The sequence below is a fragment of the Bradyrhizobium sp. cir1 genome (genome assembly GCF_014198245.1).
Lineage (GTDB): Bacteria > Pseudomonadota > Alphaproteobacteria > Rhizobiales > Xanthobacteraceae > Bradyrhizobium.
Genome location: NZ_JACIHE010000001.1, coordinates 714,411 through 735,397, shown reverse-complemented (window position 1 = coordinate 735,397; position 20,987 = coordinate 714,411). Strand labels below are relative to the sequence as shown.

General features: G+C 64.8%; 19 protein-coding genes. 8 read left to right on the top strand and 11 right to left on the bottom strand.

Going from position 1 to position 20,987, the window contains the following annotated elements; genetic code table 11:
- Nucleotide 1: 1 nt before the first annotated feature.
- The 4 genes from GGD63_RS03555 to GGD63_RS03540 all read right to left on the bottom strand — a co-directional run bounded on the left by GGD63_RS03555 (nt 2) and on the right by GGD63_RS03540 (nt 6,857).
- On the bottom strand, nt 2-1,411 hold the full coding sequence (locus tag GGD63_RS03555; RefSeq protein ID WP_183239492.1) for a S8 family serine peptidase: 1,410 nt from the start codon (nt 1,409-1,411) through the stop codon (nt 2-4).
- 37 nt (nt 1,412-1,448) lie between these two features.
- Nucleotides 1,449-2,294, bottom strand: a complete 846-nt coding sequence (locus tag GGD63_RS03550) for a phosphatase PAP2 family protein (RefSeq protein WP_246785344.1) — start codon at nt 2,292-2,294, stop codon at nt 1,449-1,451.
- 41 nt (nt 2,295-2,335) lie between these two features.
- On the bottom strand, nt 2,336-4,414 hold the full coding sequence (locus GGD63_RS03545; RefSeq protein WP_246785343.1) for an adenylate/guanylate cyclase domain-containing protein: 2,079 nt from the start codon (nt 4,412-4,414) through the stop codon (nt 2,336-2,338).
- Between the two features lie 250 nt (nt 4,415-4,664).
- Entirely contained in the window at nt 4,665-6,857 is a 2,193-nt protein-coding gene (locus tag GGD63_RS03540; protein WP_183239491.1) for an alkaline phosphatase family protein, read from the bottom strand.
- 244 nt (nt 6,858-7,101) lie between these two features.
- Between GGD63_RS03540 and GGD63_RS03535 the strand changes: the two genes are divergently transcribed.
- Entirely contained in the window at nt 7,102-7,878 is a 777-nt protein-coding gene (locus tag GGD63_RS03535; RefSeq protein WP_183239490.1) for a class I SAM-dependent methyltransferase, read from the top strand.
- Between the two features lie 73 nt (nt 7,879-7,951).
- Entirely contained in the window at nt 7,952-8,827 is an 876-nt protein-coding gene (locus GGD63_RS03530; protein ID WP_183239489.1) for an MBL fold metallo-hydrolase, read from the top strand.
- A 37-nt stretch (nt 8,828-8,864) separates the two neighbouring features.
- On the opposite strand, the gene GGD63_RS03525 is transcribed toward GGD63_RS03530, so the two are convergent.
- The 3 genes from GGD63_RS03525 to GGD63_RS03515 all read right to left on the bottom strand — a co-directional run bounded on the left by GGD63_RS03525 (nt 8,865) and on the right by GGD63_RS03515 (nt 11,634).
- Nucleotides 8,865-9,926, bottom strand: coding sequence for a type II asparaginase (locus GGD63_RS03525; RefSeq protein ID WP_246785342.1), 1,062 nt, complete (start codon nt 9,924-9,926; stop codon nt 8,865-8,867).
- Nucleotides 9,927-10,179: 253 nt separating this feature from the next.
- A complete protein-coding gene (locus GGD63_RS03520; RefSeq protein ID WP_183239487.1) occupies nt 10,180-10,428 on the bottom strand; it encodes a hypothetical protein in 249 nt (82 codons plus the stop codon).
- Nucleotides 10,429-10,671: 243 nt separating this feature from the next.
- Nucleotides 10,672-11,634: an alpha/beta hydrolase gene (locus GGD63_RS03515; RefSeq protein ID WP_183239486.1), complete on the bottom strand. Its 963-nt coding sequence runs from the start codon at nt 11,632-11,634 to the stop codon at nt 10,672-10,674.
- Nucleotides 11,635-11,753: 119 nt separating this feature from the next.
- On the opposite strand from GGD63_RS03515, the gene GGD63_RS03510 reads away from it, so the two are divergent.
- The 3 genes from GGD63_RS03510 to GGD63_RS03500 all read left to right on the top strand — a co-directional run bounded on the left by GGD63_RS03510 (nt 11,754) and on the right by GGD63_RS03500 (nt 13,560).
- Complete coding sequence (locus tag GGD63_RS03510) at nt 11,754-12,431, top strand: nitroreductase (protein WP_183239485.1); 678 nt, start codon at nt 11,754-11,756, stop codon at nt 12,429-12,431.
- Nucleotides 12,432-12,565: 134 nt separating this feature from the next.
- Nucleotides 12,566-12,769 carry a hypothetical protein gene (locus tag GGD63_RS03505; RefSeq protein WP_183239484.1) on the top strand — a complete coding sequence of 68 codons (204 nt, stop codon included), beginning with the start codon at nt 12,566-12,568 and terminating at the stop codon, nt 12,767-12,769.
- A 200-nt stretch (nt 12,770-12,969) separates the two neighbouring features.
- Nucleotides 12,970-13,560: an NADPH-dependent FMN reductase gene (locus GGD63_RS03500; RefSeq protein ID WP_183239483.1), complete on the top strand. Its 591-nt coding sequence runs from the start codon at nt 12,970-12,972 to the stop codon at nt 13,558-13,560.
- Between the two features lie 79 nt (nt 13,561-13,639).
- On the opposite strand, the gene GGD63_RS03495 is transcribed toward GGD63_RS03500, so the two are convergent.
- Nucleotides 13,640-15,721: a methyl-accepting chemotaxis protein gene (locus tag GGD63_RS03495; protein ID WP_183239482.1), complete on the bottom strand. Its 2,082-nt coding sequence runs from the start codon at nt 15,719-15,721 to the stop codon at nt 13,640-13,642.
- 132 nt (nt 15,722-15,853) lie between these two features.
- Nucleotides 15,854-16,291, bottom strand: a complete 438-nt coding sequence (locus GGD63_RS03490; RefSeq protein ID WP_183239481.1) for a DUF1810 domain-containing protein — start codon at nt 16,289-16,291, stop codon at nt 15,854-15,856.
- 203 nt (nt 16,292-16,494) lie between these two features.
- Between GGD63_RS03490 and GGD63_RS03485 the strand changes: the two genes are divergently transcribed.
- The 3 genes from GGD63_RS03485 to GGD63_RS03475 all read left to right on the top strand — a co-directional run bounded on the left by GGD63_RS03485 (nt 16,495) and on the right by GGD63_RS03475 (nt 18,989).
- Complete coding sequence (locus GGD63_RS03485; RefSeq protein ID WP_183239480.1) at nt 16,495-17,445, top strand: DUF2778 domain-containing protein; 951 nt, start codon at nt 16,495-16,497, stop codon at nt 17,443-17,445.
- 64 nt (nt 17,446-17,509) lie between these two features.
- On the top strand, nt 17,510-17,767 hold the full coding sequence (locus GGD63_RS03480) for a hypothetical protein (protein ID WP_018644685.1): 258 nt from the start codon (nt 17,510-17,512) through the stop codon (nt 17,765-17,767).
- A gap of 133 nt (nt 17,768-17,900) precedes the next feature.
- Entirely contained in the window at nt 17,901-18,989 is a 1,089-nt protein-coding gene (locus tag GGD63_RS03475; protein WP_183239479.1) for a TRAP transporter substrate-binding protein, read from the top strand.
- 166 nt (nt 18,990-19,155) lie between these two features.
- Here the strand turns inward: GGD63_RS03475 and GGD63_RS03470 are convergent, their stop codons facing one another.
- Together GGD63_RS03470 and GGD63_RS03465 are read right to left on the bottom strand one after the other, a co-directional pair.
- Nucleotides 19,156-19,938, bottom strand: a complete 783-nt coding sequence (locus tag GGD63_RS03470) for an ABC transporter ATP-binding protein (RefSeq protein WP_183239478.1) — start codon at nt 19,936-19,938, stop codon at nt 19,156-19,158.
- Nucleotides 19,926-20,981, bottom strand: coding sequence for a dihydrodipicolinate synthase family protein (locus GGD63_RS03465; RefSeq protein ID WP_183239477.1), 1,056 nt, complete (start codon nt 20,979-20,981; stop codon nt 19,926-19,928). Before GGD63_RS03465 ends, GGD63_RS03470 begins: the two co-directional genes overlap by 13 nt.
- Nucleotides 20,982-20,987: the final 6 nt, after the last annotated feature.

Below are 20,987 nucleotides of genomic sequence, written 5' to 3'. Positions count from 1 at the left end.
CTCAATGTATGATGCCGAGGCTTAGCGCCGCCGCCACCGGCCGGACGATGCCGTAGCCGTAATCGTAGTTCGGCACTGCTCCGCCCTGGGGCCGCGCCGTCGTCTTCAAGGCCGCAATCATGGCTGCCGGATCCGTCACAGTCGGCGGCCGCTGCGTTCGCAGCGCCGCGACGCACCCGGATGCGACGCCGCATGATGTCGACGTTCCCGTATCCGGCTCGAAGCCACGCGGGCCTCGCAGGACCTTCGAGCCGAGAAACTGCGTATAGGCGGTGATGTCGGGCTTCTGCGGAGACATGCCCGCGATCGACGGTCCTTGCGAGGAATAGCAGACGCGCACGTCCAGGATGTCGCAACCGGCGATCGTCAGCACTTCGTCGTAGGCGTTGGCGCCCATGATCATGCCCTCCGTCCGCTGCAGACACACGGCATTGGGGCAGCCGTCGCCGCAATTGCCGGCGGCGAAAACCACGTCGGCCCCGAATGCCGTGAGCAACCAGATGTACAGCCTGAAGGGGTGATTGGGATTGTCGATGTAGCGCTTGGGATCACCGGGCGAAAAATCGTCGAGACTCGGATGAAAGATGCCCCAACTATTGTTGACCACGAGCGCGGTCTGCGGAATGTCGCGAACGACCGCCCAGCGCCAGATCAGCATCAAGTAACCGCGCATCATTTCCGAGATCGTCGCACTGACGGTGTGCTCCCCGGCCGGCCGCCCAAGCAGCAAGGGATAGTCGAGCAGCGTCACCTTCGGGGCCACCGCGAGCACGCCGTAGGCACACATCGTTCCGTGTCCGATGCGATGGAGTCCCGGTGTCGTCGCCACGGTCGGAGGCGTCCACGAATTGCCGACATTCAGGTCCGGGTTGAAGCCGAACCGCGTGGCAAGATGTGACTTGCAGATGCCGGTATCAACGATGGCGACGGCAACACCCGCGCCGTGAAGGCCCTTGTGCTGCAGCGTCGCGGTGTTGAGATCCTGCCGAACCATCTCTGTATCGCCGGTGGCCTTGTTGGTAGGGGGCAAAGCAAGCTGGCCGCGCACATCAGGATCCAACCAGACTGGCTCGCCATTGTTGAAGCCCGGCTCGGCGAGGCTCTCGCGAGAAACGTAGGCGCGGATCAGGAATTTCTTCGATTTATCGAGCGCGAGGAGCGCGGACGCTTTTTCGCCCCTGTCCCTGGTCGAGACTGCAGGTCGCTGATCGGCGCCATCCCAGATCGGCAAGGCGCCGAACTCACCGTCGATCAAAAAGTCGGGCGCCGCGTTCCTTTGAATGTATTCGCTCATCGTGCCGACCGGACTATCGCCCTTGAGCAGGTCGTTTGCCGCCTTCACGAGCAAGCTATTCTGATTACGCTGCGCCAGCACCCGTACATAGCCGGTGCCCAATTCCCAAGGCGTCATGGTTGCCTCCGCTGCCGTGGTCAGGTTGCGCGCGCTCTCACTGCCATTCTTTCTGCGCGAGTGCGAACGTGGCCGCGTAGAACGGGCAATCTATCAGAAAGCGCCTTATGACGATCGCGGCCCTCGCGCCCGCGTCGATGTCCTCGCGATAGTGCAATCCCGCGATCACCCGGTTCATCCCGACCCGCGCGGCCAGCGCGCGCAACGGCTCCTTGTATTGAGGCAGCAGGTCGGCCAGGCATTCGGAGGTGAGCGTGCCAATGAGCGCGTGTCCGGCCGGATAGGCCGGATGCCCCGGGACCTGGACCGGCGGATACAGCGTCGGGCAGACCTGGCTTGGTCGCGGCTGGTACCAATAGGGTGGGGCGGTGGCGCCAGGCGGGTTCGAATATTGGAGCTTGAGCTCGACCATCGCAAACTCGCCGACCCGGGCCATGATCTTCATCAGCAGGAACGTGTGCGGGTGGGACGTGGCGGTGATGTTGAGAAGCTGCAGCCAGCGCAGCTGAAAATTCTGGTTCTCCTCCACGATTTCGCCAAGCGCTTCCGGTCGCTCCGCCACTGCCAGCACCAGGACCTCGTCGATCATCTTCGCAGTGACGGGGTAGGTGGGCGGTGGCAGCGCGACCGCCGCCTGCCATTGCTGGCCATCGATGGTCTGCGCCAGAAACTCCGGCATGATCGCGATGGCGCGCAGATCCGGATCCCATTCGGCGTCCCGGAACTTGGCGTTGTAGTCCCGTGTGATGGCGATCTCGGCAAGTGGCCGATCGGCCCGCATCGCGAACACGGGCGTTCCACTGCCGGCGCCCGTGCCGCCTGTCCAGTTTCCTCCGAACCAATTGCCACCAAACCAGTTGCCTCCGAACCAATTGCCCCCCATGGCGGGATCCTCCTGTGGTTCGCTGCAAATGCAGCATGGTTTCAATCCGGCAAGCCTGCCTGTCGCAAATGTTCGATGAAGCGTTCCCGCAAACCTATTTTGAAGGGGCAGCGCTCGCGATAGGCCGAAAGCGTGAATCGAGGCTGTATCTCCAACAGCATCTTGGTGACGCTGCGGGCCTCCGCGTCCTGGCCCTTCGCAATATAGGCGGCTGCCAGAATACGCAGGTTGGCGGACAGCCGTCCGTTCAGCGCTGCGGTCTTGCGGGCCCACACAACCGCCTCATCGTAATTGCCATTGATGTAATGCGCCTGGCCGAGGAACATCAGGTAAAAATACGCCTGTGTATCGGCCGGCGATAGACGCAGTCCCTGTTCAGCGCGCGTGATCGCTGATTGGCCCTCCTCGAGGTAGCCGTACACGCCGCTGCTAAGGGTCCAAGCCATAGCGTTTCCGGGCGAGGCGCTCAACGCTCTATCGAAGAGGTCGAGCGCTGCGTCGTAGTCCTTGAACAACAGCGCCTTGGTGTGTCCGAGAACGGCCAACGCGAAGCCGTCTGCCGGCGCACGATCGACCGCCGCAGTGGCAAGGCGCGCCGCTTCCGCCGCATCGGGGCCGCCCTCGGCGCCCCAGCCTTGCGCGACATTGTGAATGTGCCAGAGCGCTGCATAGGCATAGGGCGTCGCGTAGCTCGGATCCGAAGCGATTGCGGCCTGTAGCAGCTCGCCCGCGCGGCCGAAGTCGAAGAAGTTCATGCGATACATGAAGTCGATCGCCTTCATGAGCAGCTCGTAAGCATTGAGATTGTCCGAGCGCTTTTGCAGCGCGCGCTTCAGCTCCGCCTCGCGGACCTGGGGAGCGATGCTCCATACGATGCGCGTCGCAATGCGGCTCTGAAATTCGAACAGTTCGGAGACGTCGCCGTCATAGTGATCGGCCCAGAGCACGATTCCCGCTTCGACGTCCTTCAATTCCACGCCGATGCGAAGCCGCTTGTCGGCGCGCCGGATGCTGCCGCTCAAGACGTACCGGACGCCGAGTTCCTGGCCGATCCTCTGGCTGTCGATCGGTCCGCTCCGATAGGGAGACGTGGACATGCTTGAAATGACGAACAGCCCACGGAGGCTCTGAAGCGCCACGACGATCTCGTCGGCCGTCCCGTCGCCGAAGTAATCGTCCTCCGGGTTCGCTCCCTGCGTACGAAACGGCAGGACCGCGATGTAGGGCACCTTGGCCTGGCGGCTCGCCTTGCGGCCACCGCTCGACGGCAATCGTTCGGCCTCTGGCAGCAGGAGAGAATAAGCGTGAACGGGGCGTGCAAGATGCTTGAGCCGGAGGGTGCCCAGGTCCTGGACAGGCACCTCGAGCCGGTCCTTGATCTGCTGGAACATCTCATCCGAGAGCACCACACCGCCAGCCGGCGCCGACTGCTCGAGTCGCGCCGCGATGTTGACGCCCTTTCCGAAGATGTCCTCCGATTCTACGATGGTCTGCGCAACGTTCAGACCTATTCGAAATTGTATCTTCCGATCGTATCCTTCCCGGGTCTGCGCCCCCGCGACTTCGTGCTGCAAGGCGACCGCACAGCGCGCAGCATCGAGCGAGGAATCGAACGAGGCGAGAAAGCCGTCCCCCGTGTTCTTCACGATCCTGCCGCGGAACGAGACGATGCACGGGTTGATGACGCCGAAACGAAGCGCTCGCAGGCGGACGTGCGTGGCCTCCTCCGCCACCTCGGTCAGGCGAGCATAGCCGACGACGTCGGCGGCCAGAATTGCAAGCACGCGCCGCGTTGGCGGGGCCCCTGCAACATCGATCTCCGGATGGTTCACCTTGACCACCCCGCTACCTGACAGAACGGGGGCAGGATAGCAGAAGGTGCCGCCATTGACAGCGCGCACCGGGCGCCGCGTGCTGCAAACAAAGTCAACGCCGGCTTGCGCGCGCGCCGACATTTTGCTGAATGACGCGGCCCCCAAATCATATGCAGCAAACCTCCGTTCCGGTGAGCGCCATGTTAGACGAGGCACGGTTGTCGTGTCCGCGAACCTTTGGGCAACTCGCTCCCGGAAGCGGGTAGAGGGACCTGATCCTGGCGGCCTTTTCAGCCCTATCTGCATAGAGCCCCCATCGGTTTCAGCAACGCGACCGCAAGGCGGAAGGCCTGAGAGCCGCCGCGTTGCGGAGCTGCATTTTACAGCCGAACTGGAAAGGCGCTGTGAATTAAATCATACATAAACGCGTAAATTCGTGTCACCCGCCCGGCGGTTGTGTTTCGCCGATTTGCTCGCGTCGGCTACGAGACGTGGACGGACATGGAGATGCGGGATGGGCGCTGATCGCGCCCACCCCGTGCCGGCCGTCAATCGGTTACCGCAAAATCTCGCGCAGCACCTCGCCGTCGACATGGTGCGGTCTGACGCCCAGGAGTTGCATGATGGTCGGGGCGACGTCGAGGTTGCGCATACGGCGGATCGTCGTGTTGTTGCGGATCTGCGGGCCGGCGGCGATGAAGGTCGCGCTCATCACCGGCAGTTTTGGATCGTGGCCGTGGGCGCCGTAGAAATTGGGCATCGACAGCGTGGTTGTTGCCGCGTTGAACGGGCCATCGCCCAACCGGGCCACGCCGGGGTTCTGGATGCCGTCGAAATTGTAGCCCGGAGCCATCAGCGCGAACACATCGCCGAAATCCTGGCCGATGGTCTTGCTGGTGCATTGCCCGATCCCGGCCTCGCATTGGAGCGGACGGGTCTCGACCACGGTGAAGAGCCGTCCGCCCTCGAGCGAGCCGTTGAATGTCGGATTTGGGTCGACCGCGTTCTTCACGGCTTCAGCAATCTGCGTCACCAGCGCCGCGTAGGTCGCGGGATCGACGGTGCCGCCGGACTCGCGCTGCTGCAGGTTGACGTAGATGTTGACCGCCGGACCCGAAGTGCGGATCGCCAGCTTGCTGGTGTCGATGCCGGCATTCTTCAGGATGTTGGTCATGCTGACCGAGGTGTGGAACGGCGCAAAACCGTGGTCCGACACGACGATGATGTTGCTGTCGGGCCCCGCCGCCTCGGCGATCTGCTTCACCGCCTTGTCTGCAGTCTGATAAGCGAAGCGGATGTACGATTTGTAACGGGCGACCTTGGCGGCGTCCTGGCCGGCGCCGATCGAGCTCGGGTCCTTCGGGTTGGTGCCCTGGCGGGGATCGGTGAGCAGGAACTGATGCTCGGAGCCGTCCGGCTGCTCGATATAGATCATCACCAGATCGGCGTCGGGATGGTTCTTGATCGCGCGCTCGCCGATATCGGCCTGGTAACGCACGAAGGTCTTGACCATGTCCTCGTACATCGCCTCGATCTCGATGTCGGGGAAGTCCGTGAAGCCCTGGCTCAGTCGTTCCGGAATGCGGAAGTCAGCCTGCGGGCGCCAGAACCCGATGCTGTTGTTGATGTCGTCGACGTCGGCCAGCACGGCCGTGTTGCGCGGGATGTAATTGGCGCCGTAGCGGGCAAAGCGCACCACTGACAGATCGGGCGCGAGTTGCGAGACGAAGTAGGCCGCGCCCACCCTGGCGCCGTTGCCCTCGAAGAAGAACGGCGCGTTCTCGCCGCCGAGCTTCGCGTAGGCCGGGCCGGTCGCCGGCGGCTTGAACGGCCCGGCCGTGATGCCGCGCGTGGCGTCGAAGAACACGAGGGTGTCGTAGTTCACCTTGTTGTCGTTGGTGGTGTCGAGCGCCGCCACCCGGATCGCGAATTTGAGGTCCTGCGTGGCCGCGCTGGTGCAGGTCGCGGTCGGCGCTGATGCGCATGAGAACGTCTCGATCGGGGTGGGTGTTGTCAGTACCGGGCTGAACGAGAAGCGGCCGGCCGCTTGCAGCGCTGCTGCCACCGCCGGATCGGGCGCGAAGTTCGTCTGCGTGAGCGAAAAGCCCTGCGCGCTGAGCCCGCCGAACGCGCCGAACGGCACGGTGTAGTCGGTGACGCGGATCGGCTGGGCCGGTTGCACCACGGCGCCGTTGATCGAGATGTCGGCGCCGTCGCCGCCCGGCCACGTCGCGGTGACCACCTTCTTTCCGTGCTGGCGCAGTTGCACCCACAGCGGCGCCGCGGTCGGCTGCGGCGAAGGACCGAGCGGGCTCTCGCGATAGCCGCCGATCGGCGCCGCGAAGCCGCTGAGGCTCGATGTGATCGGGCCGACGATCGCCTGGAAGGTGTTCGAGGGGATGTCGTTGTGGACGGCGGTCGAGCCGGTGGCGATCTCGATATGGGAGACGGCGGTGAGCGAGGGCGAGGCCGTGATGTTCTGTAGCGCCACCGCGCCATGGCGGCTCAGCCGCGCCAGGCCGCCGTCGCGCGGCAGCACGCCTTCCGCGATGAATTGCCGGATGAAATCGGGCTTTGCGCCGTCGAGCGAGATGAGGACCACCGGCGGCGATTTGCGGCCGTGGTGGCGGTCCCGATCATGGTCGCGGTCGCGGCCGTTGTCATCCTGATCGGCGTGCGCCGGCGCCGCAGCGCCAGCCAGTGCTGCGGCGAGCGATATGGACGATATCAGACAGAAGAGCTTCTTCACGCGAGTGCCCCATGCTTTTGTTGCGCAATTTGTGCGCGCTCGATCTGGAATGAGGCGGAGATTATCGAGCGTGCCCGACGACGCGCGTATGACGTCCAGGCGACGCATCTGCGTCGCTGCGTAAATGCTGTCGCAGGAGTCCAACCGAGCTCTGTTGCGCGAGCGATGGGAACTCGCCAGCGCAAGCCTCGCGCAACTCTCACGGGCGATGGTCCGCTCCGGGCGAAAGTTTGCGGAACGGGGCATGATCGCCAAGCTGAAAGAGGTTTCTACGGCGCCTCTGCCGTGCAAGATCTGCACCGCGGAGGCCGCACTGTTCGGCGTGGTCGATTTCGCCAAACACTGCAATGAAGCGCGCGGCGGGCGGCTGCCGCTGTTGGGGAGGCCGGTCTATTACCACCGCTGCCAGGTCTGCGGGTTCCTGTTCACCGATGCATTCGACGATTGGAGCGAGGCGAACTTCAAGGCCGACATCTATAACGACGGCTATATCGAGGTCGATCCCGACTACAGGGAGGTTCGGCCGACCAACAGCGCAAAGTTGGTGCAACATTTCTTCGGAGCGAGGAAGGCGGAGCTGCGTTTGCTCGACTATGGCGGCGGCGACGGCTTGCTGAGCGCAACGTTGCGCGACTCCGGCTTCCTGGAGGCGCAGACCTTTGATCCCTTCGTGGCCGATTTCGCGCGGCCGCCGCAGGAAAAATTCGATATCGTCACCTGCTTCGAGACGCTGGAGCACATGCCCGATCCGATGGCCGGTATCGCCGCCATCGCGTCAAGCACGAAGGAGGATGGGCTCGTGTTGTTCTCCACACTGGTGCAACCAGCCGATTTTGAGATGCACGGCGTCAATTGGTGGTATGTCGGCCCGCGCAACGGCCACGTCTCGATCTTCAGCCGCACGGCGCTTGTTCTCGCCTGGCAGCACCACGGTTATCAGACCGCTTCCTTCAACGACAATTTGCATATGGCCTTCCGCGCGCTGCCCGAATTCGCCCGGCATCTGCTGAAGCAGGCCTGACGGGCGTTCGACGTGCCTTGAACGCGCCGATCGCGCCCGCTACGCTCCCTTAAAAAATGGGAGTGAAACGGCGATGAAGCAACTGCGGATCGGCGACATCACCATCGATGCGGTGATCGAGCGGGAGGGGCCTTGGCGGCGGCCGCAAGATTTTTTCCCGGCTTATGACGACGGCGTGTTCAAGCGTCATCTGCCGACGATGGAGCCGGAGGTGTTCGATGCCGCGCGCGGCATGATGGTGATCACCTACCAGACCTTCGTCGTGCGCACGCCGCGCCACACCATCCTGGTCGACACCTGCACCGGAGAGGACAAGGGCCATCCGCCGCCGTTCGACTTTCCCGGCAAGGAGCGCTGGCGCAACGAGCTCTTCGCGCTCGGCATCGGCTTCGAGCAGATCGACTACGTGTTCTGCACGCATCTGCACATCGATCACACCGGCTGGAACACGACCTTGCGCGACGGCCGCTGGGTGCCGACGTTCCCGAACGCGAAATACATCTTCCACAAGGGTGAATACGCGGCCTGGGAGTCCGAGAACGCCAAAGGCAACAACCCGCCCGGCACGGTCTTCCGCGACAATTGTCTGCCGATCGTCGAGGCCGGGCAGGCGCTGCTGGTGGACGATGATTACGCGCTGGATGATACGGTCACGCTGACGCCGACGCCGGGGCATTCGCCCTGCCATTGCTGCGTGAACATCTTTTCGAAGGGCCAGCGCGCGGTGGTCGCCGGCGATCTCATGCATCACCAGATCCAGTGCCGCGAGCCGGACTGGTCGGCGAAACCGGATTGGGACGCCAGGCAATCGGCGGTGTCGCGACGGAAGTTCTTTGCCTCCGTCGCCGACACCGACACGCTGATCCTGCCGATCCATTTTCCGGCGCCGACGGTCGGGCTGATCAAGCCGCTTGGCGACGCGTTCGATTACCGCTTCAAGCGGGAGTAGGGCGCGCGCGATTCGAATGATCCAGGCTTCTGATGGTCTAGTAAGTGTAGAACATCCGCTGGATTTCCTTGGTATCGGTCGTCTTGGTCAGCGCCAGCATCAGCAAGATGCGCGCCTTTTGAGGGTTGAGCGTATCCGAGACGACGAAGTCATGTTCGTCGTCCTTGGCCTCGCCATTGCGCGCGACGATGCCGTTGCCGACACGGCTACTCCGGACGATCACGACGCCCTTCTTGCGGGCGTCATCGAGAGCCGGCTCGACCGCGGGCCGGGCCAGGCTGCCGTCACCCACGCCGGCATGCACGATCCCCTTGGCCCCGGCGGCGACAAAGGCGTCGACCGCGACCCGGTTCATGTTGGCGTAACCGTAGACGATATCGACCTGCGGCAGCGTATCGAGACTGGACACGTCGAATTCGGAGTCCGCCGTGTGCCGGCGGGTCGATTGGCGATAGAAGTACGGCTTGTTGCCCTGCATGTAGCCGAGAAAGCCGAGTTCCGGCGTGCGAAAAGTATCGGCCGTCGAGGTGTTGTTCTTGGTGACGTCGCGCGCCGCGTTGATCTGGTCGTTGAGAGCCACAAGAACGCCCTTGCCGACGGCCTCGTCGCTGCCTGCGAGGATCACCGCATTGAAGAGATTGATCGGCCCGTCCGCGCTGATCGCGGTCGACGGCCGCATCGCGCCGACGATGACGACGGGTTTCTTGCTCTTGACGACGAGGTTGAGGAAATAGCTGGTCTCCTCGATCGTATCGGTGCCGTGGGTGATCACGATCCCGTCCACGTCGTCCTGCGCGAGGAGCGCGTTGACGCGCTTGGCGAGCTTGAGCCAATAGTCATTGTTCATGTTCTCGCTGGCGATCTGGAAAACCTGCTCGCCCTTGACGTTGGCCACGGTTTTCAGCTCGGGAACGGCGTTCAGGAGGGTGTCGATGCCGACCGTGGCCGCGGTGTAGCCAACCACGGTGGTGCTGCTCGCCCCGGTGCCGGCGATCGTGCCGCCGGTTGCCAAAACCATGACGTTGGGCAGACCGGGGCCCCTTGCATTCGCAGCTTCAAGGCTGATGAGCAGCGCGAACAGCACGCTTACTGTCGCCATTATCCGATGACGCACTCGAAGTTGCCACATCTTGACGTCCCCTTCCTGGAAAGCCTCGTCGATGCGCCCCATTTCGCTCAGCGCGCCATGATCCGTCAGCCGGGGCTTTCTGTCCAGAGTGGCGGTGATTTTGATTTGCGCGTTCGGCGGGTGCGGAAGGGGTCGTCAAACGAGCATGGCCGGGACTAGCCCGGCCATGACGAGATCGACGAGGGCGATTGCTCGCAAAAGAAGCCACGAATTCGCAGCGCCCTTACGCGCTGACTTCGCACTTCTTCATAAAACTGTTCTTGGCGGCGCCTGCGAGCGGCTTGCCATCGGCGCTGACGGCCTTGGGCGCGCAGGCGTCGGCCTTGCACTTCTTCAGGAACGAGGTCTTGGCGGCGCCGGCCAGCGGCTTGCCGTCCTTGCCGACCGCCTTGCTCTCGCAGGTGTCTTCCGCGAAGGCCGAGCCCGCTGCAAAGGCGGCAACGATCGCAGCCAGGAAAATCCGCTTCATCATGGGTGTCTCCTAAACCAGTAATGGCTTGCGGATTGGAGCCGGGAATCGTGGCGCAATCAAGCAGGATCGGCGCGGGCCGGCCCCGGCGTGCGGATATTTTCCGGCGCGCGCTGAGTGCGCTTCGGCTTGACGCGTGCGGCCTGCGGGCCGTTCCAAGATTCACGCCACGTGCCTCCGGACAGGACTGGGACGAGGCCTCGGGGCACACGGCGGCGCAGCAGGCGCGCCGCCTCTAGCTGGCGCCTACACGCCGCGCACGAGCAGCGCCTTGAAGTCGGCCCGCGCGCGCTGCGCTTCAGTGCGCGCGACGTCCGAGGCGTCGCCCATGCCGAAATAGCCATGGATCAGGCCGGGCCCCTCGTGATGCTTGACCCGAACGCCGGCGGCCTCCAGCGCCCGCGCATAGGCTGAGCCCTCATCGCGCAGGGGATCGAACCAGGCGGTGGTCACGATCGCAGGCGCGAGGCCTTTGAGCGATGCGGCGCGCAGCGGCGAGACGCGCCAGTCGGTCGCGTGAGCGGGATCGGCGAGATAGTGGCCGCAGAACCATTCCATCGTGGCGCGCGTCAGGAAGTAGCCCTCGGCATTCTCGGCGCGCGAGGGAAAGCGTGCGTTCTCGCCCGCATCGGCGTAAGCGCCGACGACGTCGGTCACGGGATAGACCAGCAATTGCGCGGCGAGCCCAATGCCGGCATCGCGGCAGGCGATCGCGGTGGTGGCCGCGAGATTGCCGCCGGCGCTGTCGCCGGCCACGCCGAAACGGTTTGCGTCGCCGCCAAATTCCGCGACGCGGCCAAACACGTCACGCACGGCGGCAAAGGCATCCTCGAATGCGCCGGGAAAGCGCGTCTCCGGCGGGCGGCGATAGTCGACGGAGACGACGACCGCGCCGGTCTCGATCGCAAGATTACGCGCCTGCCGGTCATGGGTTTCGAGATCGCCCGCGACCCAGCCGCCGCCATGGAAGAACACCACGGTCGGCGCAGGCGTCGTGCCGATCCGGTAGACACGCGCATCGAGCGGGCCGGCGCCGCCCTTCACCTTGATATCGGCGACGGTATCGACCGGCGGCGGCGCGATGGCTGCGCGCGAAGCAGCCAGTGCGCGCAAGGAATCGCGGGCGCTCTGTGGCGTCATGACCGCGGGATCGCGCATCGGCATGAGCGGAATGATCTGGGCGATGACGGGATCGAGCGGCGCAGGCATGGGCATCCTCACAGGGTTCTTGGTCTTGCTTGCGGGGTAGCATAGATTTTGCGCGCCGCATCGGCAACGGGCCTGCGTGTTGCGATGCTGCGGAGATGAACGGGCAGGGAGGCCAAGGGGTGGAATTCGAGACTCTGGTCCAGTCGCGCCGCAGCGTGCGCGGTTTCAGGAACGAGCCGGTGCCGCGCGCGGTGATCGAGGCGATCATTGAGAGCGCCAAGCGCGCGCCGTCGTCGATGAATACCCAGCCCTGGCACGTTCACGTGCTCACGGGGCCTCCGCTGGAGGAGGTGCGTCGCCGCAACATGGAGGAGATGGTCGGCGGCGCCAAGGTCAAGCGCGACATCGTCAGCCATGGCGAGTATCAGGGCGTGCATCGCACCCGGCAGGTCGACATCGCCAAGAAGCTGTTCGGCGCGATGGGGATTGCGCGCGACGACAAGCCGATGCGCCAGGACTGGGTGCTGCGCGGCTTCCGCCAGTTCGACGCGCCGGTCTCGCTGGTCTTGACCTATGACCGCGTGCTCGATCCCGGCGCGGTCTGCCATTTCGATCTCGGCGCGCTCTGCTACGGCATCGTGCTCGCTGCCTGGGACCGCGGCCTCGGCTCTGTCGTCAACGGGCAGGGCATCATGCGCTCCGACATCGTGCGCAAGGTTGCTGATATCCCGGAGGACGAGGTCATCATGACCTGCGTCGCGATGGGCTATCCCGACGACAACTTTGCCGCGAACGCAGTTCGCTCAGACCGCGAGCACAACGATGAGTTCGTGCGTTACGTGGGCTTTGCCGACTGACGCCGTTGCGCGGAGGAGATTATTCTCACATCGAAATTTTTGGTGCGGAGTCCTTGCCGCCTCTTGCAATCTCGATCACGCGGGAGGAACAATGTACAGAGTGAAAGGTTTGTTGCTGGCGCGAGGGAATCGACATGCGGCGGCTGGCTAGCCTGGTGCGACGGTTGTTCGGCCCGCGAATGCGGCGTCCAATCGATGATGATCCCAATCTCCCTTTCACATCCGACGAGTTCGGGCGGCTGATCCGGAGCGGCAAACGCGAGGACATGAAGCTGCTGGCCGAAGGTCTGGCCTGCAACTCGATTCCCCGCCGCGCCAGATACCGCGCCACGCACTAGCCCCTGGGTCGTCACGCCATCTTGGCCCGGCGGGCCCTGACAAGGCGTGGGTGGTCATCGTCCAACATGACTTGCTGGACATCCGATCGAAACTCCGGAGAGCCGGCGAGACGCCGTCGCAAACGCTGGACCGCGGCCGCGGAAGATAGCGCGACAAATCGGCTGGGTCGGCCGCCGGCTTTCGTGCTAGCTTGCCGGCCATGAGCAATCGCATCCTCGTCCTCTACGGTTCCTATCGTTCCGACCGCATGGGCATCCGCCTTGCGAATTTCGTCATCAATCGCCTGCGCAGCCGCGGCGAGGAGGTCGAGTTCATCGACGCCAAGGCCATCGGCCTGCCGATGCTCGACCGCATGTACAAGGAATATCCCAAGGGCGCCGCCCCCGAGGCGCTGGAGAAGCTGGCCGGACAGATCCGCGGCGCCGACGGTTTCGTTTTCGTCACCGGCGAATACAATTGGGGCATTCAGCCGGGATTGAAAAACCTGACCGACCACTTTCTCGAAGAGTGGTTCTGGCGCCCGGCCGCGATCGTGAGCTATTCCGCCGGGCGCTTCTCGGGCGCGCGGGCCGCGACCGCCTGGCACGGCACGCTGTCGGAGATGGGCATGGTGGTGGTGTCGAGCACGATCGGCGTCGGCCCGATCGCGCAGACATTGTCAGCGGACGCAGAGCCGATCGGCGAGGGCGGCAAGGCGCTCGAGCGCGCGTTCCCGCGCTTTGCGGATGATCTCACCTGGTGGATCGAGGCGGCGAAAGCGCAGCGGGCGCGCAAGGCGCCGCCGTACTGAGCCGCGCTCCGTGTCACCTCTCCCCAACGGGGAGAGGTGCAAGGAGCCCCGCGGATCGTTCAGTGAACGCGCGTTGTTCTTACGCCGCCCTGACCTCGCCGAGGAAGCGGTCGAACTGGCCGGCGAGATCGCGCGACTGGGTCGAGAGCTGCTCGGCGGCGTCGAGCACTTCCCTGGCGGCAGCTCCGGTGTCGTCGGCGGCGCGCTGCACGCCTGAAATGTTGGTGTTGACCTCCTGGGTGCCGCGGGCGGCCTCCTGGACGCTGCGGGCGATCTCCTTGGTCGCCGACCCCTGTTCCTCGATCGCGGCGGCAATCGCCGTGCCGATCTGGTCGATCTCCGCGATGACGTCGGCGACGTTGCGGATCGCGGCCACGGTCTCGTCGCTCGCGCTCTGGATCGCGGTGATCTGCTCGGAGATCTCGGTCGTGGCCTTGGCGGTCTGGCCCGCCAGCGACTTCACTTCGGACGCGACCACCGCAAAGCCGCGGCCGGCATCGCCAGCGCGCGCGGCCTCGATGGTCGCGTTGAGCGCCAGCAGATTGGTCTGCTCGGCGATGCTCTGGATCAGGGTGACGACGTCGCCGATCTTCTGCGCGCCCTCGGCGAGCGCACGCGCGGTGTCGCCGGTGCGGCGGGCATTGTCAACGGCGCGGGCGGCGATCTCGGTGCTCTGTGCGACCTGACGGCCGATCTCGGCGATCGAGGAGGTGAGCTCTTCGGTCGCGCTCGCAACCGTCTGCACATTGGTCGAGGTCTGCTCGGAGGCGGCGGCGACGACCGCGGCCTGGCTGTTGGTCTGGGCCGCGGTCGAGGTCATCGACTGCGCCGTGCTCTCCATCGTGGAGGAGGCCTTCGACAGCCCGCCGACAAGCTCGGTGACCTTGGCCTCGAATGCGCGCGTGAGCCCGTCGAGCGCGTGCGCGCGGCGCATCTTGCCGTCATTCTCGGCCTGCTTCTCGGCCGCGAGCCGGTCGGCCCGGATCATGTTGTCCTTGAACACCTGGACGGCCGCGGCCATCGCGCCGATCTCGTCGGAGCGCTCGGTGCCGGGGATGGCTTCCGCAACCTCGCCGTCGGCCAGCCGCGACATCCGCGTCGTCAGGCCGACGATGGGGGCACAGACGCGGCGGCGGACGGTCACGACGAGGCCGATGCTCGCGACCAGCACGGCGGCAAGGCCGAGCAGTGCGATGACGAAGCTGGTGCGTGCAGCCGACGAGGCGCCGGCGAGGACCTGCTCGGCATTGTCGTAGAAGGCATCGCGGACCTCGATGATGGTGCTGAGGCCGCGCTGCGTCGAGGCGTAATAGGTGTCCATGTCGTGTTCGTACTTGCCGGTGACCGCACCGTCCTTGACCAGCTTGAGCTCGCGGCCGAATTCCTCGACATAGATCGCGTTGAATTTCTCCAGCGCAGCGGCGACGTTCGCCGGGGTTGCCGGATTGCCGCGCAATTCCAGCAGCGACATCACGATCTGGTCGTTGCGGCCCTGCGAGCGGCTGATGTCTGCCTTCTCGGCGTCGGTCGCCGGCTTCTTGCCGCCGACGAGATTCTTGTGCAGGCTGGAATTGAAGCCGCCGACGTCGCGCAGCGTCATCGCGATGTTGGCGTAGCTGGCCTGCCGGTAGGCGTCACCGTTCAGGATCGCCATGCGGCGGACCTGCTCGTTGAGCAGTGCGGTCACGCCGCCGTTGAGTACGGCGTTGTCGGCGACGATCTTCTTGGCGGCGTCCTTGCGCGCCTCCGCCGGCCCGCCCAGCGCCTTGTCGATGGCCTCGCGCAGCGCGGTGAACTTCGCATTGATGCCGTCGATGTTGCTGCCGATGGTGGTGCCGTCGTCGAACGGGCCGGGCAGCTCCTTGCGCCGCGCATTCATCTTGTCGCGGGCGCCGTCGGTCTGCTTGCGCAGCTTGTCCTGCTCGGCAAGCAGTGCGGGGTCGATGGTCGCAGGCCCGTAGAGGATGTTGGTGGAAAAGCCGCGTTCCGGATTGAGATAGCGCGGGATGTCGCTGACGGCGCGGACGATGGCGAGACGGCCTTGCGCCTCGGTGATCCGCTCCATCGTCTGGTACTTCGTCACGGCGACGTAGACGGCGAGGCCGCCACCCACGGTCGAGAGCGAGACGATGGCGGTGGTCAGGAGCGTTCCGATTTTCATGATCTGTCCGGCAATTGGCGCGGGAGAATTATTTTGCCCGAACGATAGGCAGCCGGCGTTAATCCGCGGTTTACGCTGACGGCGGCAATGCCACGCGCGCATGTGTCCATTCGTCCGGACGCGGAGGTCGCGCTACGCCGGCCGGTCGAGCCTGGCGAGGATCTCCAGCGTCGCGCCGTCGCGCTCGCCTGCGAAATAACGGGCGAGCGCCTGATCGAAGACGGGCTCGTCGGACACCGCGCCGAACAGCGTCATCGACGAACGGAATTTTGCGTCATCGGGCGCGCCGAGGATCGCATTGATGGTCCGCCCTTCGACAGCGAGCACGAGCCGCGTGCACGCGATCAGCCGTGGGCCGAGGACTGGATGGGCAAGGTAGGCCACGGCCTCGGCGCGCGAGCCGATGGCGTAGCGCTGCGACATGGCGCTGAAGCCGAGACCGGCGATCTGCGGGAAAACGAACCACATCCAGTGGCTCTGCTTCCGGCCCCGGGCCAGCTCGCCCTGGACGTCGCGAAAAACCGGATTTTGGGCCTGGACGAAGCGGTCTAGATCGAAAGGATCGGTCATTGGATACCCTCAGATGCCTTTTGGGGTGCCTCGCCGGCCGCGATTATGCCTAACTTTTGGCTCCCAATGTGGTAGCTGGTATATAGAGTCTCCGGGTGGGGGTTGGGTCCCCCGGGGGTCGATTTGGGGATCTGATGGTTTCCGACGCAGCGCACGCCGAGAGGCTGTTGTCGCGCCGCCGCATTGGGCGAGCGGAGACGATATTGCTGTCTTTGGCCGCCGTCGCGCTGGCGGTGGGCGCTGCCGCCTGGGTCGCCGATCTCGGCGATTCGACACCGCTGGTCACAGCCGCCCTGCCGCCGGCCAATGCCCCTTCGTTCGAGGACCGTTTCGCGTCGGCGTCCGGCAACCCGCCGGCCCGCCAGTTCGGCCTGCGGACGCTGGAGCGCTCCGCCATGGACGCGGTCCAACTCAAGCTCCGCGACGCCAAGGCGATGCTCGCCCAGAAGCTTCAGGGCGATGAGTGGCGCTCGACCCTGACCGATGACGACCGGACCGCAGTCGACGAGCCGCGACCCGCGCAGCGTGCCGATGCCGTCCCGATGCCGCGCTCGCGCCCGGTCCAGGCTGACATCTCCGCGCAGATCGCCTCGAGCCAGGCCTATGCCGACACCAATCCCAGGGTCGACAACCGCAACTTCTTCGAGAAATTCACCGACAAGATCAGGCTGGCCTCCCTGACCCCCGGCGATGGCCTGCTCGGCAAGGCGCCGGACCTCGCCGCGCTCGGTTATGATTCGCGCACGGCGGTCTACGACATCTCGGCCAAGGCGCTGTACCTGCCGAGCGGCGCCGCGCTGGAAGCGCATTCGGGCATGGGCGCGCTGATGGACGACCCCCAGCATGTCGACCAGCGCATGGTCGGTGCGACCCCGCCGGCGACCTATGATCTGAAGCCGCGCGAAAAGCTGTTCCACGGCGTCCGCGCGCTGCGCATGACCCCGACCGATGGGACCAGCGCGCTCGGCCGCGTCGGCCTGCTCACCCACAATTACATGCTCGGGCCGCGGGGCGATTCCAACGGCTGCGTCTCGATCAAGGACTATGATCGCTTCCTGAAAGCCTGGGACAATGGCGAGTTCAACCGCCTGGTCGTGGTGCCCAGCCTGAGCGGATCGGCGACCGCCTCGCAGCGCGCCAGCACCGCCTCCTGACATTTCCCGGACGGCGGGGCTGCCGTTTCCCCTTCGTTAAGCCGTCATCGTCCAGAAGCAGCCCATGAGTGATCCAGCAAGCTCCGAAACCCCGCTGCGCACCACGTTCAAGATCAAGCTGAACGGTGACACGCTGGCGATTGCGACCGTCGGGCAGGCCTATCAATTCCTGACCAATTTCAAATCGGTCGAGTGGATGGAATTCCGCTCGCTGCACGAGGACGCCGTCGCGGCCCTCGAAGGCGCGGCCGGCAATGCCATGCTGGCGGTGCAGGCGACCAACGCCGTGCGCGCGCTGTTCGTGAGCGCGAAGCTGCTCTAGCGACTGCTACGGGTCTGCTCTAAAGCGGGCTTCTGCCAGCTTGAACTCCGCTATAGGAACGGGCAAACGGTCCGCGAAGACCGTTGGCAGAAGCCCATATGTTTGAACTTACTTTTCAGGGAGAAACCCCATCATGAAACGCCGTACATTCCTCAAGGGCGGCGCGGTCGCCGGCGCGACGACGCTGGTTGCTGCACCTGCGATCGCGCAGAGCGCGCCCGAGATCAAATGGCGCCTGACCTCGAGCTTCCCGAAGTCGCTCGACACCATCTACGGCACGGCGCAGACTTTTGCGAAATATGTTGCCGAGGCCACCGACAACAAATTCCAGATCCAGACGTTTGCGGCCGGTGAGCTCGTCCCCGGCCTGCAGGCGCTCGATGCCGTCAGCGTTGCCTCGGTCGAGATGGCGCAGACCCCGCTCTATTTCTACATCGGCAAGGAGCCGGCGCTGGCCTACGCCACCGGTGCGCCATTCGGTATGAACCATCGCCACCAGGAGTCCTGGTGGCATTTCGGCGGTGGCGCCGACCTCACCAACGAGGCGCTGAAGCCGTTCAAGGCGCACGCCATCCTGTGCGGCAATTCCGGCACGCAGATGGGCGGCTGGTTCCGCAAGGAGATCAAGACCGTCGACGATCTCAAGGGGCTCAAATTCCGCATCGCCGGCATGGGCGGCCATGTGCTGGCGCGGCTCGGCGTCGTGCCGCAGCAGATCGCCGGTGGCGATGTCTACTCGGCGCTGGAGAAGGGCTCGATCGACGCCGCCGAATTCGTCGGCCCCTATGACGACGAGAAGCTCGGCTTCCAGAAGGTCGCAAAATACTATTACTTCCCCGGCTGGTGGGAAGGCGGCGCCATGCTGCACATGATCGTCAATGACGAGAAGTGGGCCTCGCTGCCCAAGCAGTACCAGGCGATCCTCAATCAGGCCGGCTCTGCGGCCGGTGCCTGGATGCTCGAGAAATACGACAGCGTGAACCCGGCGGCGCTGAAGCGGCTGATTGCCAACGGCGCCGAGCTGAAGGCATTCCCGCAGCCGGTGCTGGAAGCCTGCTACAACGCGACCCAGGAGCATCTGAACGAGCTCGCCGGCAAGAGCGTCCTGTTCAAGCGAACCAAGGACAGCCACGACGCCTATATGAAGGAGCTGCTGTTCTACACGCAGATCGCGGAAAACTTCTACGACAATTATTTGCTCAGCAAGATGCGCAAGGGCTGAGCGCGGCGGGCGTGGTCGTTAGGTCGCGCCCTGGAAACTGCATCGTCATTTCCGGGGCGCGCCTCTTGGCGCGAACCCGGAATCCATTTCACCGCGTGTTCTGCTGCCCGATGGATTCCGGGCTCGCGACTTCGTCGCGCCCCGGAATGACGGCGGAAGGAGCGGTCTACGCCGCGCCCAGCCCCAGCTTCGCGTAGATGCGCCTTGCATACGCGCCGAACGCATCCGTGGTCTTGAGCGGCAGGTCGCGCGGGAAGGGCAGGTCGATCGGGAAATAATCGGCCATCTTCGCAGGTCCTGCCGTCAGCACCGCGCAATGCGAGGACAGGAACACCGCTTCCTGGATCGAGTGCGTGACGAAGATGATGGTCTTGCCGCTCTCGCGCCAGATCCGCAGCATCTCCAGGTTCATCTGCTCGCGCGTCAGCGCGTCCAGTGCGCCGAACGGCTCGTCCATCAGGATCAGCTTTGGATCGTGGATGAAGGCGCGCGCAATCGCGGTGCGCTGCTGCATGCCGCCGGAGAGCTGCTGCGGATATTTCTGCTCGTAGCCGGCAAGGCCGACGAGGTTGAGCAGATCGCGCGCCCGCTCGCGCGCGGCCTTCATCGGCAGGCCGACGATTTCGGCCGGCAGCAGCACGTTGTCCAGGATGGTGCGCCACTTCAAGAGCAGAGCCTGCTGGAACACCATGCCAATGTCGCGGGTTGGATCGAACGGGCTCCTGGCATTTCCTATTCTGACGGTGCCGCCATCGGCGCCGTGCAGGCCGGCCAAAATCTTCATCACCGTGGTCTTGCCGCAGCCGGACGGGCCGACTAGCGAGACCAGCTCACCTTCCTGCACGTCCATCGTGACGTCGGACACGGCGAGAAACTCCGCGCCGCCACTGCGATAGACCTTGCGGACGCCTTGCAGGCTGATGAAGGGCTCGTCCGTCATGCCAGCCATTTATTCAGGTTGGCGGCGACGAAGGAATCGTCGCTGAGGTCGGCGTGCTCGCGGTAGACGCGGTCGATCTCCTCCTTCTGGCCGGGGCTGAGGCTCTCGTTCGGATCGAGGCACCAAAGGCCCTGCATCAGCCCCTGGCGCCGCAGGATTTCGTGGCAGCCGGCGATGCAGCCGTGAAAATTGTTGGCGACGTCGAAGAAGGCGCTGTTGCAATCGGTGACGCGGGCATCGAGCGCGAGCAGATCGGCCGGAACGCTGTCCTTGTGTCGCGCCGCCTTGCAGCGCTCGAACTGCTTGATGGCGCTTGCGGTCCACACCGACCAGTGACCGAGCAGGCCGCCTTTGAAATAAGTGCGCGTGGTGACGCCCTTGTCGCGCAGGTCGAACGGCAGCATCAGGTCGAGCAGGATGTGGTCGTCATTGCCGGTGTAGAGCGCGACGCGGTCGAGCGCCCCGGCGGCCGCGACGCCGCGCAAAACATCGAGAGTTCTATAGCGGTTGAACGGCGCGATCTTGATCGCGATGACGTTGTCGATCGCGGCAAAGCGCTGCCAGAACCGGCTGGACAGGATGACGCCGCCGACGGCGGGCTGAAGGTAGAAGCCGACCAGCGGGATCTCGGCGGCGACCGCCGTGCAATGCGCGATGATCTCGTCCTCGGAAGCGCTCTTCATCGCGGCGAGGCTGAGCAGCCCGGCGTGATAGCCGATGTCGCGCGCAATGCGGGCTTCCGCGGTTGCCTGGCTGGTCGGACCGGCGAGGCCGGCGACCATCGCCAGCGGACGCTTGGTCCAGTTCGCAGCGGTCTCGGCAGCGAGCTCGAGCACCGGCCGATACAGGCCGACGTCGCGGATCGCGAATTGCGTGGTGTGCACGCCGACGGCAAGGCCGCCCGAGCCGGCGTCGATGTAATAGCGCGTCAGCGCACGCTGATGCTGTTTGTCGAGCTGGCGCTCGGCGGTCAGGGCGAGAGGATGGGCCGGCAGCACGGTGCCGTCGGCGATCAGCTTGCGGACGTCTGCGTTGATCTGGTTGTGGTGCATGATGTC

Excerpts from the sequence above, each read along its gene's own strand:
- GGD63_RS03555 (WP_183239492.1), bottom strand. The coding sequence starts at position 1,411 with ATGACGCCTTGGGAATTGGGCACCGGCTATGTACGGGTGCTGGCGCAG.
- GGD63_RS03470 (WP_183239478.1), bottom strand. The coding sequence starts at position 19,938 with ATGGCTGGCATGACGGACGAGCCCTTCATCAGCCTGCAAGGCGTCCGC.
- GGD63_RS03525 (WP_246785342.1), bottom strand. The coding sequence starts at position 9,926 with ATGGCGACAGTAAGCGTGCTGTTCGCGCTGCTCATCAGCCTTGAAGCT.
- GGD63_RS03530 (WP_183239489.1), top strand. The coding sequence starts at position 7,952 with ATGAAGCAACTGCGGATCGGCGACATCACCATCGATGCGGTGATCGAG.
- GGD63_RS03505 (WP_183239484.1), top strand. The coding sequence starts at position 12,566 with ATGCGGCGGCTGGCTAGCCTGGTGCGACGGTTGTTCGGCCCGCGAATG.
- GGD63_RS03520 (WP_183239487.1), bottom strand. The coding sequence starts at position 10,428 with ATGATGAAGCGGATTTTCCTGGCTGCGATCGTTGCCGCCTTTGCAGCG.
- GGD63_RS03490 (WP_183239481.1), bottom strand. The coding sequence starts at position 16,291 with ATGACCGATCCTTTCGATCTAGACCGCTTCGTCCAGGCCCAAAATCCG.
- GGD63_RS03545 (WP_246785343.1), bottom strand. The coding sequence starts at position 4,414 with ATGCAGATAGGGCTGAAAAGGCCGCCAGGATCAGGTCCCTCTACCCGC.
- GGD63_RS03475 (WP_183239479.1), top strand. The coding sequence starts at position 17,901 with ATGAAACGCCGTACATTCCTCAAGGGCGGCGCGGTCGCCGGCGCGACG.
- GGD63_RS03480 (WP_018644685.1), top strand. The coding sequence starts at position 17,510 with ATGAGTGATCCAGCAAGCTCCGAAACCCCGCTGCGCACCACGTTCAAG.
- GGD63_RS03515 (WP_183239486.1), bottom strand. The coding sequence starts at position 11,634 with ATGCCTGCGCCGCTCGATCCCGTCATCGCCCAGATCATTCCGCTCATG.
- GGD63_RS03465 (WP_183239477.1), bottom strand. The coding sequence starts at position 20,981 with ATGCACCACAACCAGATCAACGCAGACGTCCGCAAGCTGATCGCCGAC.
- GGD63_RS03550 (WP_246785344.1), bottom strand. The coding sequence starts at position 2,294 with ATGGGGGGCAATTGGTTCGGAGGCAACTGGTTTGGTGGCAATTGGTTC.
- GGD63_RS03535 (WP_183239490.1), top strand. The coding sequence starts at position 7,102 with ATGATCGCCAAGCTGAAAGAGGTTTCTACGGCGCCTCTGCCGTGCAAG.
- GGD63_RS03500 (WP_183239483.1), top strand. The coding sequence starts at position 12,970 with ATGAGCAATCGCATCCTCGTCCTCTACGGTTCCTATCGTTCCGACCGC.
- GGD63_RS03495 (WP_183239482.1), bottom strand. The coding sequence starts at position 15,721 with ATGAAAATCGGAACGCTCCTGACCACCGCCATCGTCTCGCTCTCGACC.